At 58.3% G+C, this 14,536-nt stretch carries 14 protein-coding genes; 13 read left to right on the top strand and 1 reads right to left on the bottom strand.

Annotation, left to right across the window (positions count from 1 at the left end; all coding sequences use genetic code 11):
- Positions 1 to 145 precede the first annotated feature (145 nt).
- From JOY50_RS13655 to JOY50_RS13610, 10 genes are all read left to right on the top strand, one after another.
- On the top strand, positions 146 to 787 hold the full coding sequence (locus tag JOY50_RS13655; protein WP_132845626.1) for a DUF4286 family protein: 642 nt from the start codon (positions 146 to 148) through the stop codon (positions 785 to 787).
- Positions 787 to 2,118: an MFS transporter gene (locus JOY50_RS13650; RefSeq protein WP_243055406.1), complete on the top strand. Its 1,332-nt coding sequence runs from the start codon at positions 787 to 789 to the stop codon at positions 2,116 to 2,118. Before JOY50_RS13655 ends, JOY50_RS13650 begins: the two co-directional genes overlap by 1 nt.
- 71 nt (positions 2,119 to 2,189) lie before the next feature.
- A complete protein-coding gene (gene pxpB, locus JOY50_RS13645; RefSeq protein WP_238342048.1) occupies positions 2,190 to 2,876 on the top strand; it encodes a 5-oxoprolinase subunit PxpB in 687 nt (228 codons plus the stop codon).
- Positions 2,873 to 3,838, top strand: coding sequence for a biotin-dependent carboxyltransferase family protein (locus tag JOY50_RS13640; protein ID WP_132845622.1), 966 nt, complete (start codon positions 2,873 to 2,875; stop codon positions 3,836 to 3,838). The genes pxpB and JOY50_RS13640 overlap by 4 nt, the downstream gene beginning before the upstream one ends.
- Positions 3,839 to 3,853: 15 nt before the next feature.
- The gene (locus JOY50_RS13635) at positions 3,854 to 4,636 is read left to right on the top strand and encodes a LamB/YcsF family protein (protein WP_138736401.1); all 783 of its coding nucleotides are present in this window, start codon (positions 3,854 to 3,856) and stop codon (positions 4,634 to 4,636) included.
- Positions 4,636 to 5,070 (top strand): biotin/lipoyl-containing protein, encoded by a 435-nt coding sequence (locus tag JOY50_RS13630; protein WP_132845617.1) that lies wholly within the window; start codon positions 4,636 to 4,638, stop codon positions 5,068 to 5,070. Before JOY50_RS13635 ends, JOY50_RS13630 begins: the two co-directional genes overlap by 1 nt.
- Complete coding sequence (gene accC / locus JOY50_RS13625) at positions 5,063 to 6,439, top strand: acetyl-CoA carboxylase biotin carboxylase subunit (protein ID WP_138736400.1); 1,377 nt, start codon at positions 5,063 to 5,065, stop codon at positions 6,437 to 6,439. The genes JOY50_RS13630 and accC overlap by 8 nt, the downstream gene beginning before the upstream one ends.
- Positions 6,429 to 6,830: a hypothetical protein gene (locus JOY50_RS13620; protein ID WP_138736399.1), complete on the top strand. Its 402-nt coding sequence runs from the start codon at positions 6,429 to 6,431 to the stop codon at positions 6,828 to 6,830. The genes accC and JOY50_RS13620 overlap by 11 nt, the downstream gene beginning before the upstream one ends.
- An 81-nt stretch (positions 6,831 to 6,911) precedes the next feature.
- On the top strand, positions 6,912 to 8,144 hold the full coding sequence (locus JOY50_RS13615) for an OprD family porin (protein ID WP_138736398.1): 1,233 nt from the start codon (positions 6,912 to 6,914) through the stop codon (positions 8,142 to 8,144).
- A gap of 73 nt (positions 8,145 to 8,217) precedes the next feature.
- Complete coding sequence (locus tag JOY50_RS13610; protein WP_132845606.1) at positions 8,218 to 9,129, top strand: LysR family transcriptional regulator; 912 nt, start codon at positions 8,218 to 8,220, stop codon at positions 9,127 to 9,129.
- 180 nt (positions 9,130 to 9,309) lie between these two features.
- Here JOY50_RS13610 and JOY50_RS13605 read toward each other — a convergent pair whose 3' ends face one another.
- Positions 9,310 to 9,954 (bottom strand): TetR/AcrR family transcriptional regulator, encoded by a 645-nt coding sequence (locus JOY50_RS13605; RefSeq protein WP_063424272.1) that lies wholly within the window; start codon positions 9,952 to 9,954, stop codon positions 9,310 to 9,312.
- A 367-nt stretch (positions 9,955 to 10,321) separates the two neighbouring features.
- On the opposite strand from JOY50_RS13605, the gene JOY50_RS13600 reads away from it, so the two are divergent.
- The 3 genes from JOY50_RS13600 to JOY50_RS13590 are packed head-to-tail and all read left to right on the top strand — an operon-like array spanning position 10,322 to position 14,495.
- Positions 10,322 to 11,416 (top strand): LLM class flavin-dependent oxidoreductase, encoded by a 1,095-nt coding sequence (locus JOY50_RS13600; RefSeq protein ID WP_063424271.1) that lies wholly within the window; start codon positions 10,322 to 10,324, stop codon positions 11,414 to 11,416.
- An 18-nt stretch (positions 11,417 to 11,434) separates the two neighbouring features.
- A complete protein-coding gene (locus JOY50_RS13595) occupies positions 11,435 to 12,055 on the top strand; it encodes an NADPH-dependent FMN reductase (RefSeq protein WP_132845601.1) in 621 nt (206 codons plus the stop codon).
- Positions 12,045 to 14,495: a glycoside hydrolase family 3 protein gene (locus JOY50_RS13590; RefSeq protein WP_243055405.1), complete on the top strand. Its 2,451-nt coding sequence runs from the start codon at positions 12,045 to 12,047 to the stop codon at positions 14,493 to 14,495. Before JOY50_RS13595 ends, JOY50_RS13590 begins: the two co-directional genes overlap by 11 nt.
- Positions 14,496 to 14,536 lie beyond the last annotated feature (41 nt).

The raw sequence follows: 14,536 nt of genomic DNA, 5'->3' as shown, positions 1-14,536 counted from the left end.
GTTATCCAATGACTCACAAAGAAGCAGAAACACGAGCTGTTTGAAAAGTTTTTTCTATCAAAGATGGGTAAAAAAACTCGTTTGCCTAAGTTTTTTCTATCGATGAACATAGCCACAAGGTCAAGCCACCCTGAGGAAAATAACAATGAACGGCTCACCATTTGGTATGTTATTTGTTGCATCTGACATTGATGCAGTGCATGAACTTGAATTCAACCGCTGGTACGACGAGGAGCATCTTCCGGACCGTGCATCGATGGCCGGAGTGATCAAGGCAACACGCTTTAAATCCCCATCCGATTCTCCCAAATACCTCGCGCTGTATTGGGCAGAGGGCATCTCTGCCTTCGACTGCCCGGAATATGCGCAGGCGTTCAAGTACCAGTCTGTCTGGTCCAGGAAAATGCTTCCGCTCATGCAGAACCCCACCCGTCGCATCGGTGAGGCGTTTGGGCAATTTGGCCGGCCTGGAGGGGAGTGGGTGGCAGTCGTCGCAGCAGCCGAAGCAACTGAGCCTCGTTCGCTGAACACGCTTCATTCAGCGCTTGCCGAGATCCCAGGGTACATCCAGAGCTACGCTATAAGTCCCTTGCCAGCGCTGAGCTTGCCGTTGCCCCAGGAAGCCGGCAACCCGCGGCCGATGGCTCCCATGCTCATCGTGGAGTGCGCCAGCGAAAGTGCGGCGCGGCAAGCTGCCGAATCCAGCCTGATCCATTTGCCCATCGGTAGCACTCATTTTGGCGTGTATCAGAGCCTGAGCAAGGACTCGGTTGGGGAGGTGCGTTGATGAACACTTCGATCGCATCCGTGGATCAGTCAGGACCCATCAGCACCGAAAATTCTGGCAAGCGCGCTGACATCAGGCGACTCGCCGCTGCCAGCTCGATCGGGACTACGCTCGAATGGTATGACTTCACGGTCTATAACCTGATGGCGGCGCTGGTCTTCAACGTCATCTTCTTCCCTTCGTTCGACCCGTTGGCAGGTACCGTCATTGCGTTCTCCACCTACGCGGTGGGCTATATCTCGCGCCCTCTGGGCGGGATTGTCTTCGGCAGCCTGGGCGACAAGCTCGGCCGGCGCTGGGTTTTGGTGGCGACACTGATCCTGATGGGCACGGTGACCGGGCTGATGGGGTTGTTACCTACCTATGAAACCTGGGGTATTTGGAGCCCAATCCTGCTGGTCCTGCTGCGTTTCCTGCAAGGGGCGGCTATTGGTGGGGAGTGGGCCGGGTCGGTACTGTTGTCCATGGAGCATGGCGAAGATCGCCATCGTGGTCGGAATGCTTCCTTCACACAGGTAGGGCCGGCCTGCGGAACCCTGTTGGGCGCCGGGTTAATTGCCTTGATCACTTTCGTCATGACGCCAGAGACGTTCCAGGAGTGGGGCTGGCGTATTCCATTTCTGTCCAGTGTCCTGCTGGTGATGCTCGGTTTCTGGCTGCGTCGTGGTGTAGATGAAACGCCGGTATTCAAATCGATGGAGGCGAAGGAAGCCAAAGTCGACGCACCGGTGCGGGAAGTGTTCGTTGGGCACTGGCGGCGGTTGTTGGTCGCAGGCGGCGCACGTATCGGCTCGGACATCGTCTACGCGTTGCTGGTGGTATTCACGCTCGCTTATGTGACTAACGTCCTGCACTTACCTCGCTCTACTGCGCTGACTGCCACGATAATCGGTTCCGTGTTCCATGCCGTCAGTGTTCCGCTGTTCGGTATGCTCTCCGACCGAGTGGGACGCCGGCCGGTTTACGCGTTGGGAGCTGTGCTATCGATTGGTTGGGGGTTCGTGTTCTTCGTCTTGCTGGATACCGCATCCCCCGTGCTCATCTGCCTGGCAGTCATTGTCGGCATGATCTTCCAGGCAATGATGTTCGGCCCCCAGGCTGCTTTCGTTACCGAGCAATTCCCTACTCGCGTCAGGTATGCCGGATCGTCGTTGGCTTATACCTTGGCCGGCATTGTCGGAAGCGGACTGGCCCCACTGGTTATCACGGGGATATTCAAGGTCTACGAGTCTTCGTTCGCAGTCAGCCTATATATCGCCGGCGGGCTGATCATCACCTTGATAGCGCTTGCATTCGCACGTGAAACCGCGAAGAAACCGTTGGAAGAATAATCCGAAATAGACAGGCAACTTCCTGATGCCCAATTGGGTTGCCTGTCATAACTTCGCTGTGGGATCAAGCCATGCGAGATATAGACATTATTGAAACGCCTGCCGCCGAATTACTGTTTAGCCCGTCAGGGTGTGGGGCAGTGCTTGTTGATAGTTCCCAGTCGGTGTTTTCGCCAAGTGTGCAAAGAAAGTTTTTTTCACTGGCGCGCGCACTGGAAACTGATCAACAGATCAGTGAATTGGTGCTTGGGGTGAACAATCTGTTGGTCATGTTTGACCCGCTCGTTAGTTCACCTTCGACGATTGAGCAACTGATTCAGAGCCTTTGGCTGTATCCCGACGCGCTTCCTTCCACCCCCAGGGTTATGGAAATCCCGGTGATCTACGGCGGTGAAGCCGGTGAGGACCTGGCCATGCTCGCCGAGCACGCTGGGCTCAGCATTGATCAGTGGATCAACTATCACAGTAACGCGACTTACGAGGTGGCGTGTGTCGGCTCCATGCCCGGCTTCGCCTACCTGACTGGGCTACCCGCTGAACTGGCCAAACCCAGAAGAGCGTCGCCGCGGGCACAGCTCGCCAAAGGTACTGTGATTATTGGTGGGGCGCAGGCCGGTGTAATGCCATGCACCGCACCCTCAGGCTGGCACGCGATAGGGCGTACTGACGTCGATCTGTTCGACATTCAAAGACAGCAGCCATGCCTGCTGTTGCCCGGCGATCAAGTCAGGTTCCTGGTTCGGGAGGTCGCGTCATGATCGAAGTACTGAGTGGTGGTGCGCTGAACCTGGTCCAGGATCTCGGGCGCTCGGGGTGCATGGCGATGGGGGTTAGCCGCAGTGGCGCCATGGATGCGCCCGCGCTGATGATTGCTAACTGGCTGGTTGGCAACCTGGAAAACGCTGCAGGTCTTGAAGTGAACATCTTTCCGTTCCGTTTCAAGGCAGAGCGCGAGTTACTCGTCAGTTGCACCGGTGCACACTGCGCACTGAAGGTAGATGGGCATCCCGTACCCAGTTGGACTTGCCTGGAGATCAGGGCTGGCCAACAGGTGGTGGTTGAGCGCCCACGCTTGGGTGTCAGGGCTTATCTTGCGTTTTCAGGTGGTGTTGACGCACCGGTGCAATTGGGTTCCCGTGCGACAGATCTGAAAGCGGGGTTCGGCGGTCATGAAGGGCGGGGCCTCAATCGTGGTGACCGTCTTCAACTGTTGCCCCAAAGCCTTTCGTTACCAGGACGTGCCATCCTGCCCCTTGAGCGGGTGCAGCATGCAGAGGCTATGCGCGGCCAGCAGGTGACGGTGCGGGCGATCGCTGCAGCTCAGGCTGACGCTTTTTCCTCCACTTCGTTGGACGCGTTCTATTCCACTCCCTACGAAGTCACTCCGCAGTCCAACCGGGTCGGTTACCGCCTCCAGGGCCAACCCCTGCATACAGTTCGACCCATCGAATTGCTCTCCCATGGCATTGCGCCGGGCACTGTCCAGGTGCCGCCGGCAGGGCAACCCATCGTGCAACTGGCAGAAGCCAATACCTGTGGCGGCTATCCAAAGATCGCCACGGTGCTCGATTGCGACCTATGGCGCCTTGCCCAAGCAGGCGTCGGCTGCAGCATCCATTTCAAGCCCGTCACTGTAGCCGAGGGCATCGAAGCCCTTGCCCAGCACCGTGCGGCACTCGCAAACATTCAGCGACACCTGGGCGTTAGCTCATCAGCCTGATTCGAGGAACAGACAATGAACAACAAAACTTTACGCATCGATATCAACTCGGACATGGGCGAAGGCTTCGGCCCCTGGAAAATGGGTGACGATGAAGCCATCCTCGATATCGTCACCTCTGCTAATGTCGCCTGCGGACTGCATGCCGGCGACCCTGAGATCATGGCTACCACCTTCGCCCAGGCCAAAGCCAAGGGCGTAGCAGTGGGAGCCCATCCCGGTTTTCCAGACCTGTGGGGTTTCGGTCGAAGAGAGATTCCGCACACGACCGGCGAAATTGAGCGTTTCGTTGCCTACCAGGTCGGTGCAGCTGTGGCGCTGTCCAGTTACGCCGGTCACCCCATCACGTTCGTCAAAGCCCATGGTGCGCTCGGGAATCTCACCCAAACGGACCCTGAGGTTGCCAAGGCGATCGCCAAGGCCGTCAAAGCCGTCGACCCCAAGCTCGTCTGCGTCACATTCGCGGGTGGACTCATGATTCCGATTGCCAATGATATGGGCCTCGAAACTCGTGCAGAGGTCTTCGCGGACCGTGCATATACCGAGGTGGGCCATCTGGTTCATCGCAAGGAGCCTGGGGCAGTGCTCCACGACGTGGAATTCGCCGCCCAGCGCATGCTGCGCATGGTTCAGGCAGGCGGTATCGAAACGGTGAGCGGACGCATGCTTCCAGTTCATATCGACACCATCTGTGTGCACAGCGATACGCCAGGTGCAATCAGCATGGCACGGGTACTACGCAATACCTTGGAGTTGGCCGGCGTCCAGGTTTGTGCTTTCGCTGAGGGGTCCCGCTGATGGACAAACCCCTTGTCGAACGGCTCGTCAGCCTGCTCGAAAACAGCGCATTGAGTGAAATCGAATACTCGGCAGACGGCACCCGTATTCGGTTGGTCAAAGAGTCGGGGTGGACCGTGCCCCTCCAGCCTCGCCCACCTGAAGCGCAGTCAACAATGGCAACGCCGACACGCCAATCGAGTTGGACCATTGATGCCGGATTGACTGGCATTTTCTACCGCGCCCCTTCGCCGGATGAGTCCGCTTTCGTCGATGTTGGCACTGTCATTGAGGAAGGCCAGCAGGTAGGAATCATTGAGGCGATGAAGATGCTAAACGTGCTCGAAAGCGAGCGCAGCGGGCGTGTGGTGCGCATCTTGGTAGAGGACGGTGCTTCGGTAGAGGCAGGGACGCCGCTGTTCGAGCTGCAATCGATGGAGGATGGCCATGTTTGACTCAGTCTTGATCGCCAACCGAGGCGAGATTGCCTTGAGAATCCTGCGTGCCTGCCGGGCATTGCAGATCCGGACTATCGCCGTGCACTCCACAGCAGACGTCGATCTGCGCCATGTGCAACTGGCCGACCAGGCCCTGTGTATTGGTCCCGCAGCTTCGGCGCAAAGTTATCTGGACATCGATCGCCTGATGGAGGCCGCTGAGTTGACCGGCGCGGGCGCCATCCACCCCGGCTACGGCTTTTTGTCTGAGCGTGCCGATTTTGCCGAGGCTGTCGAACGCTCCGGGCGAGTGTACATCGGCCCCACTGCTGCGGCCATTCGCCTGATGGGCGACAAGGTCAGTGCCAAGAAGGCCATGCTTGAATCCGGTGTGCCCTGCGTGCCCGGCTCGGACGGCGCTCTGCCTAGCGCCCCCCAGGCGGTGGCTGGCATAGCCCGGGATGTTGGGTATCCGCTGATCGTGAAGGCAGCAGGCGGTGGAGGCGGGCGGGGAATGCGCATCGTCCGCGAGCCAAGCCAGTTGGCTCAGGCGGTGGCCACCACGCGTGAGGAAGCCAATCGCGCGTTTGGTAACCCGGCCCTTTACATCGAACGTTTCCTCGAAAATCCGCGGCATATTGAAATCCAGATACTGGCGGACGGATTCGGCAATGCCGTATGGCTCGGCGAGCGTGACTGTTCCATGCAACGGCGGCATCAGAAGGTGATCGAAGAATCTCCTGCCCCCGGTGTTTCGCGGGAGGCTATCGCAGAGATCGGGCAACGCTGTGTCGACGCCTGTATGCACATCGGCTATCGCGGCGCGGGCACTTTCGAGTTTCTCTACGAAGACGGGGCTTTCTACTTCATCGAGATGAACACCCGAATCCAGGTCGAGCATCCGGTGACTGAGTTGGTGACCGGTATCGATCTGGTGGTGGAGCAGTTGCGAATCGCCCGGGGGGAGCCTCTGTCGTTCGGCCAGAAAGATGTCGCCGTGACCGGGCACGCGATTGAGTGTCGCATCAACGCCGAGGATCCATGGCGGTTCACGCCGGCACCGGGCACAGTTGACCAATGGCTTGCGCCTGGCGGCCCGGGAGTTCGTGTCGAGTCCCACTTGTATTGCGGGTACCGAGTACCGGCTCATTACGACTCGCTGGTGGCCAAGGTGCTTACGTATGGCAGCAACCGCGAAGCGGCCGTCAGCAGGATGCGCCAGGCACTAGAAGAAACCGTGCTGGAGGGGATTTCATGCACCATTCCACTGCACAGACGGTTGATGGATGAACCTGGGTTCACAGCTGGCGGCTACAACATCCATCACCTGGAACATCTTTTCGAACAAGGCTTTGGTCAGTCTGCGGAGAGCCCTCATGAGCGTTGAAGAACTCGCGGTACTGATTGAGCAGTTGCAGGGGCGAGGTATTGCGAGATGTGAGTACGAAACTGAGCAGGGGTCAGTGGTTCTGGTCTTCGCGTCACAATCCCGTACATCTGTCGTGGAAACGGTTCAACTGCCTGTCCCGGGTCGCCAGGATACTTTAGTCGAGGCTCCGAAGGCCGGCCGGTTCTTGTCTTCCCATCCTTTGCAGGGCGTCGCTCTGGCGGCCGTTGGCGAACCTGTCGAGGCGGGTGCAATCATCGGCTTCATTCAGGTTGGGGAGTCCCTTCAACCCGTCAAAGTGAAGGCCGCTGGCGTCATGGTCGGCTACTGCCCGGTCGACGGCGAGCTTGTCGGCTACGGGGCGCCAATCGCAAGGCTGATCCCTTCCTAAGGGAATGCCAGCAAGCGCACGACCTTATTGTGCGCACTCCCTCCCGCGGTATTCATCTATTCAAGAAGAAGAGGTCTCTGCATGCGTGCACATTGGCCCGTGGTACCTGCTGTCCTGTGTTTGACCTTTGCAACGGACCTGAGAGCCGCTGGCTTTCTCGAAGACAGCCGGGCAAACGTCGACTTCAGAAACCTGTATTTCGATCGAGACTTTCGCCAGCCTGGAGGTAACACTGCAAACGGGCAAAGCCAGGCACGGGAATGGGGTCAAGCCGCCGTCTTGACACTCCAATCCGGATTTACTCAAGGCGCGTCTGGGCTGGGGGTCGATGGCGTCGCCATGACCGGCCTCAACCTCGATTCCAGCCCAGATCGTGCAGGCACCGGTATGTTCCCAACTGAGCGTGACGGAGGTTCGGATGATGAATTCAGCCGACTGGGCGCGAGCTTCAAATTGAAGTACTCCAAGACGCTTGTTCGCTCGGGCGTCATGGCCTTTCGTAAGCCCGTGCTTCAAAGCGCCGACTCTCGGCTGCTACCTGGGCTGTTCAAAGCCACCACGCTGGAATCCAGTGAGCTGGCGGGCCTCACCCTTCAGGCTGCACGCGTGACCAAAACGATGGGTTTGGATTCATCTAACTGGGAGCGGCTGACCAGCCGCTATGGTGGGCGCAGCGAGGATTTCACCCTGTACGGAGCGGATTACGCGCTGAATGACAGAAGCCAAGTTCGGGCTTATTACGGAAAGCTGGACGGCATTTACCAACACACGCTGGCCAATTACCAAGGGCGCGTCGATTTCACGGCAGATCGACACCTCTCTTTCGATTTGCGCTGGGCGAAGGCGGAAGAGGTAGAGGACTTTCGCGACATCGACAACAGGGCAGTGGGCGCCTTGGTAGGGTTCCGCCAGAAGCACCACACACTGAGTCTGGGCTTCCAGAAGATGAGCGGGCACGATGCTTATCCGTACGTAAACGGAACCGATCCCTACCTTGTTAACTTCGTTCAGATCCTGCAGTTCTCCAATGCTGGAGAGCGTTCATGGCAGTTACGCTACGATCTGGATCTGGCCGCATGGGGTGTTCCTGGGTTGAGCTTCATGAGCCGATACGTCCGGGGCGACCAAGTACAACTTTCGAGCGGCGGCGAAGGACGAGAATGGGAGCGCAATAGTGAGGTCACCTATGTCATTCAGGGCGGCTCATGGAAAAACGCCTCAATCAAATGGCGCAACGCCACTGTCCGCTCAACCTTTGGCAATGATATCGACGAAAACCGCCTCGTGATCAGCTACCCACTGAGCCTGTTCTGATGGATCATCGACCTTAGATGAACGCCCCGCTTGGTAGCGGGGCTATCCGCCGGATCAAGCTCGTGGGGAATCAATGAATACGCGTTTCATCGAGGCGTTCTTGCAGATTGCAAGGCTGAAAAGCTTCAGAGCTGCGGCCGAGCATTTGCACCTGACTCAGGCTGCCATATCCAATCGGATCGCTTCGCTTGAAGAAGAGATCGGTGCTCGGTTATTTGAGCGGGAGACACGAGAGCTCAAGCTGACTGCAGTCGGCTCGCGGCTGGTCGACTATGGCGAGCGCATGCTGGATCTGGAACAAGAGATCCGCCATTTGGGTCGGCCCAGTCACGAAGTTTTGGGATTAGTGCGCATCGGTGCGGTAGACAGCGTGGTGCATACTTGGCTGATTGCCTTCCTGAAGTGCCTGCAGTCGACTTACCCGGGTATCGAGGTTCAGCTGACCTCGGAAACCAGCGCCGGTGTTCATAAGGCATTACGTGATGGGGTGATCGATATCGCCCTGCAGACGCATCCTATCGAAGGTGACGGTATCACCAGCATTCCCTGCCTCTCGATTGCCACAGGGTGGATAGTCAGCAACCAAGCGATGATCAGTGCCCAGCAACCCATTCTGGATTTGCTGGGGCAGCCGACCATCACCATGAGCCAGAACTCACAACCCCATCTGGTCCTTAAAGAGCTTTACCGCAGGTTCAGTCTCCCGGTCGGCAAGACGCATCATGTCAGTTCGATAGCCGCACTGGTGCAACTGGTTCAGGCCGGTTTTGGCAACGCGTTTGTTCCTCTTGCGCCGGTGCGCTATGCCATCGAGTCGGGTCAAGTGAGGCTGGTGGACTGCGGGCTGGCAATCCCCAACCAGCCGTTGGTTGTAAGCTATACGCAAGCGCACTCGTCCGAAGCTATTCGGTTGGTAGCGGAGCTTGCGTGCCGTGAATGCGATCAATACGTACGAGCCTTGGTGTCTCCATACGCTGCTACCTGACTGTTGACGAATTCATGCAGCGCTACCGAAACAGAGAGATAGACCTCAAACTCACCGACCGCGCGGCGTGCATCATCGGTGAACCTGGAATTGGCACGAGCAGTTGTTTGGGATGTTGGTCATCTTGCCACTCAAGCTAGTCAAGGAGGCCCCGCGCCCAGCAAACCCTGGCAATGCTGATCAGCTGTGGTCCATTTCGACGCAAAGGAAGCCCCGGCACATGATACCGAGGTCTTTTTTCAATTGTTCCCAATTACCCTCGCCAGAGGCTTCGGCCGCAGAGCCAAGCCCCAGGAATCGTGCCAGCGCGGCATAGGTGATCGAAAAGCACGCCTCTACCGCATGGGGCGGATTCGGATGGCGGATATCAGCGCAGCACTCCAGCAATAGGCTCTGAAAACCATGGGCAGCTTTCAGATAGCTGGCTTTGCCGCAATTGGCGACGTGCTTGTCCGATGCGCGGCCCATCAGCGGGCGCAGCAGGTTGGCATGGGTCTTGAGGTGTTCGGCAAGCATCTCCACCACTGCAGGCACACGCTTGTCGAGTGGCAGCTCGCGCGCGCGTATGGCGCTTAAGAGGGTGGCCCACTCCGCATCGATTTCGGCAAGTACATTGGTCATTACCGCCAGGAACAGATCATCTTTGCCTTGAAAACGCGCGTAGATTGACCCCACCGAGACCCCTGAGAGCTTACTGATCGCGCCGATGGTGAGCTGCTCAAACGTGCCATCGCGTAGTAACTCACGTGAAGCGGCCATCAGGCGCTCAAGGGAGGCTCGACTGCGGTCTTGTTTGGGTTGCTTGGCGCCAGGCGCAATGGACATGGATCTGCCTCTGGTTGGAAATGAAACGCTTATTTTAACTGCTGCAAGAAAGATTGTGTCGCGAAGGTCATACATTAGCGGGCATCTGGACGTGTTGACGAGCTCTGGACGAGCTGCTATTTTCTGCAAATAGAACGTGCATTCTATTTGAGTTTGCTACTTACGGAAAATAACAAAAGGTGATTCACCCATGGCTGGCATGACATCCTACATCCCTGTCATTCTCGGCTGCCTACTGGCGGCTTGTCTTCAATGATACACACGTCGACGCGAGTGCTCTGACATCTTCCCTGACACCGGCTTCAGGCCTTGTTTTAACAATTAATTAGAATCAGAATTCCTATTCAATAATAAAAAGGGTATTTCTATGCGTTTTTCAGTATTCCTTGTAGGCCGCTCCACAGCCGCAGAAGACGACAAGACGGTCATGGACGCGTTGATCGATCACGCCTGTCAGGCTGAAACCCTGGGTTTCGACGCGGTTTTCATGCCGGATCACCACTTCACGGGCTACGCACCGATGTCCAGTGACCCGTTCATGTTCGCCGCGTATCTGGCCAGTCGGCTCAAACGCGTGCACTTTGGCATGTCTGTTACCACTGTGCCGTTGCATCACCCGGTGCGTTTTGCCGAACGTGTCAACCTGCTCGATCAGTTGACCGAGGGCCGCCTGCTGGTAGGTATCGGCAGCGGTACTACGCCTGAAGAGATGATCGGTTTTGGCGTGAACTACAAGGAAGCATCGGCTCTCTTGCAGGAAAACCTGGACTTGGTGCAACGGCTTTGGGACAAGCGCGTCGAAGATGAGCCGATTACCTTCGAGACCAGCCATTACAAAGGTGCAGTGGTACAGCGCATCGTACCTACGGCGTTCCAGCGGCCGTTCAATCGCATCATGCCAGTGGCACTTCGTGAAACCAGCATGCAGCGCGCCGCTGATATGGGCTGGCCGGCGTTTATCCCTGCATTCACTCCTCCGGTACCCGCCAGCGCCGAGCCCTTCGAGCACCTTAGTCGCTACTTCACGCGCTACCGCGACGCCCTGGAGGCCGCCGGGCATACCCAGCAGGTGGTTGACCATTGCTTGTCCTGGACCACTCACACCTACCAATGCGTGCACATCGCAGAAACCGATGAACAGGCCGAGCAAGAGCTTCAAATAATCCTCAAGGCATACAAGCGCGCGATCGACCGCGAGTATGAATTCAACAAGCGAGCCGAGCAGATCAGCGGCGTTGAGTTGCATCCACACCCCGATTGCTTCAGCCGTGAATGGATCAAGACATGGTGCCTGCACGGTAGTCCGGAAACCGTTGCTGCAGAGCTGGAAAAGCACCGTCAGCTGGGTATCGGCAACGTGCTGATGGGCTTCACCAATGGCCCCCTCACGCAAGAGCGAGTGCGCTATGGCCGTCAGTCCATGGAGCTGTTTGCCAAACACGTCATGCCTCGTTTTCAGTGACCGCCGGAGCCCTTTCCCATGACAGAAGCCAATACTCTTAAACCATTGAAACAAGGGCCACTGATCGTCGGTATCGGCGGCACTACCCGTTCCGGCTCAAGCACCGAGCGCGCGCTTGCCTTTGCCTTGCAGCATGCCAGGCAATGCGGTGCCCGCACCCTCATGTTCGGCGGCGCCGAGCTTGCACAGCTGCCGGCATTCAACCCCGAGGATAATACCCGCAGCGCTGGACAGTTGGCGCTGATCGAAGCCGTGCGCCAGGCAGACGGCATTATCCTCGCCACACCTGGCTACCATGGTGGTGTCTCGGGGCTGGTAAAAAATGCGCTGGACCTTCTCGAAGATCTGCGTGACGACACCCGTGTGTACTTCGACGGGCGTGCGGTAGGCTGCATCGTCACCGCCGCCGGCTGGCAGGGTTGCAATACAACGTTGGGAGCCTTGCGTTCGATCGTCCATGCGATGCGCGGCTGGCCTACGCCATTGGGCGTGACGTTGAACACCGCCGGCGTAAAGCTGTTCGACACCAGTGGCAGCTGCACTGATGAGCGGGTCACCCAAGCGTTGCAACTGGTGGCCGAACAGGCGTTGGCAGCCCCTGTACGGGTTGTGGCTGCGGAGCTTGAAAATGCTTGGTGAGGATCTCGCCGAAAAGCTGATGTTCACCGCCGGTGCCGACATGTGGTCGACCTGCACGGATCAGCAATGGGGGCTGCGCGCGTTGCGCATGGCCGATGGCCCGATGGGCGTCACAGGTGGCCGGGTAGACGAGCGCGATGTAGCCCTATTGACCCCGTGTGGCTTGGCGTTAGCGGCTTCGTGGGACGCCGAGCTGGTACAACGTGTTGGTCAGGTGATTGCCGAAGAGGCCGTGCGCATGGGCGTTCAGGCGGTGCTGGCACCCAACCTGAATTTAATGCGCAGCCCGCTGGCCGGTAGAGCATTTGAACTGTTCGGCGAAGACCCGCTGTTGATTGCACAACTGGGTTGGGCCTGGGCGCAGGGCGTGCAGCAAGAAGGCGTTGCCGCAGTAATCAAGCACGTGGTGTGCAATGACTCCGAAACCGACCGACGCAGCATGAATGCGGTGGTCGATGAACAGGCGTTGCGCGATGTCTACTTCAAGCCCTTTGAATATGCTGCGCGCCACGGTGCATGGGCAATGCTCACGGGTTACAACCGGGTCAATGGTCGGGCGTGTGCCGAGCATGAACAGGTGCTGCGCAAGTGGCTGAAGGGCGACCTGGGTTGGGACGGCTTGGTCATGTCGGACTGGTTCGGTACGCAGGATGGCATCGTCAGCTTGAATAACGGTCTGGACCTCGAGATGCCTGGACCAGGCCGACACATGGGGGCTGCACTGCTGGGTAACCCTAGCCTTCATGCCGTGGACGAAGCGCGTCTGGACGATGCAATCGAACGTCTGCGCAGGCTGACCGCACGGGCACAACCGACACAGGCACCTGACCGCTCGGCAGCGGCTACTGACAGGCGCCTGCAAGTACTCGAAGAGGCGGCTGCAGCGGGCATGGTATTGCTGCGTAATGAGGGCGATCTGCTGCCGTTGGAGGCTGACTCAAATGGGCTGCTCGCGGTGATTGGGCCTAATGCGATCCGGCCGTGCTATCAGGGCGGGACCTTTGCCAAGGTCGCCTTGGCCGACGATGTGGTTTCGCCGCTCGAGGCCCTCACTCAGGCGTTGGCGGGCACTGGCAAACGAGTCATTTATGCCCAGGGTGCTGCAGCTGAGCATCGTATACCGCCGATCACTGAACTTGAGTTGTCGTGTGGGGAAGGCCAGCCAGGCTTGTTGGTTGAGTTTTTCGCCCCCGGCGCTGCTCAACCTTGCCACAGCGAAATCCGCCATGCGAGTTCGCTGGTCTGGTTCAAGGACATGCCGGGTATAGGGCCGCTGTTGACCCTGAAAGACCAGGCGCTAGTGACGGTAAACACTCGTTTCGTTGCCCCGCGCAGCGGTGAATATCGCTTTTACTGGGGCGGGACCGGGCACGTGCAGCTGACGCTCGATGGTGCGTTGCTGGGCACCTTCGATGGTGCTACTGCCGAAGGCGACATAATGGGCAAATTGATGCAGGCGCCCCATACGACGGCGTCATTCAACCTTGAACAGGGGCAAACAGTCCGTTTGAGTTTGACCATGGACATCGCCCGCAGCCTTGCCCACGGTCTGTGGCTGGGCTGCCAGGTGCCAGAGCCTTGCGACCTTCTTTCGCAGGCGATTGCGTTGGCGGAAGAGGCCGACCACGTTCTGCTGGTGGTCGGCGAAACGGCAGACGCCGGGCTTGAGAGCGTCGACCGCTCCAGTACCCATTTGCCTGCCGCGCAAGAAGAGTTGATCCGCCGGGTCTGCGCTGTGAACAACCGTACCACGGTGGTACTCAATGTCGCCCATCCGGTCGATATGGAGTGCCTGCAAGATGCCGCGGCGATCATCGTTGCCTGGTATCCAGGGCAGCAGTTTGGGCCCGCGCTGGCCAGCGTGGTATTTGGCGAGCGTGAACCGGGAGGGCGCCTGCCGGTGACCTTCGCCCGAGATGAAGCCGACTATCCGGTGTGGTCGCTGACCCCTGCTGCCAATGGCGACCTTGCTTATCACGAAGGCTGGTGGGTGGGCTATCGCAGCTTTATCGCACGTGATACTCATCCGGCATTCAGCTTTGGCTATGGGCTTGGCTATGCCCGTTTCGCGTACAGCCCTGGCGCTGTGCACGGCAAACGGGTGGATCAACTGGTGATCTCGCTGACGGTGCGCAATATCAGCGCGCGGGCGGGCAAGGAGGTGGTCCAGTTGTATCTGCTGGAGCCATCAGCCGCCGATGAACCTGCACGCCTGTCGCTTAAAGCCTTCGCTGCGGTGTTCGTGCAAGCCGGGGCCGAGCAGGAGGTTCGCCTCACGCTGCAGGCCGATGCGTTCTCCCGCTGGGACAGCCGTGCCAACCGCAGTGTATTGATCCCTGGGCGTTATCAACTGCAGATCGGACACGCCGTCGATGACGCGTTGATTCAGTACAGCCTGGCGGTGGGGCACAAGGGGGATGTTGAAGTACTTCACGATTGATCATTGATTCAAGCCTTTGTGTGATCCACAACAAAAACAAA

Origin of the sequence: Pseudomonas sp. BP01 (assembly GCF_022760795.1) — a bacterium.
Classification (GTDB): domain Bacteria; phylum Pseudomonadota; class Gammaproteobacteria; order Pseudomonadales; family Pseudomonadaceae; genus Aquipseudomonas; species Aquipseudomonas putida_Q.
Note: the sequence above shows the minus strand (reverse complement) of the source record. Positions and strands in the feature narration are given on the sequence as shown.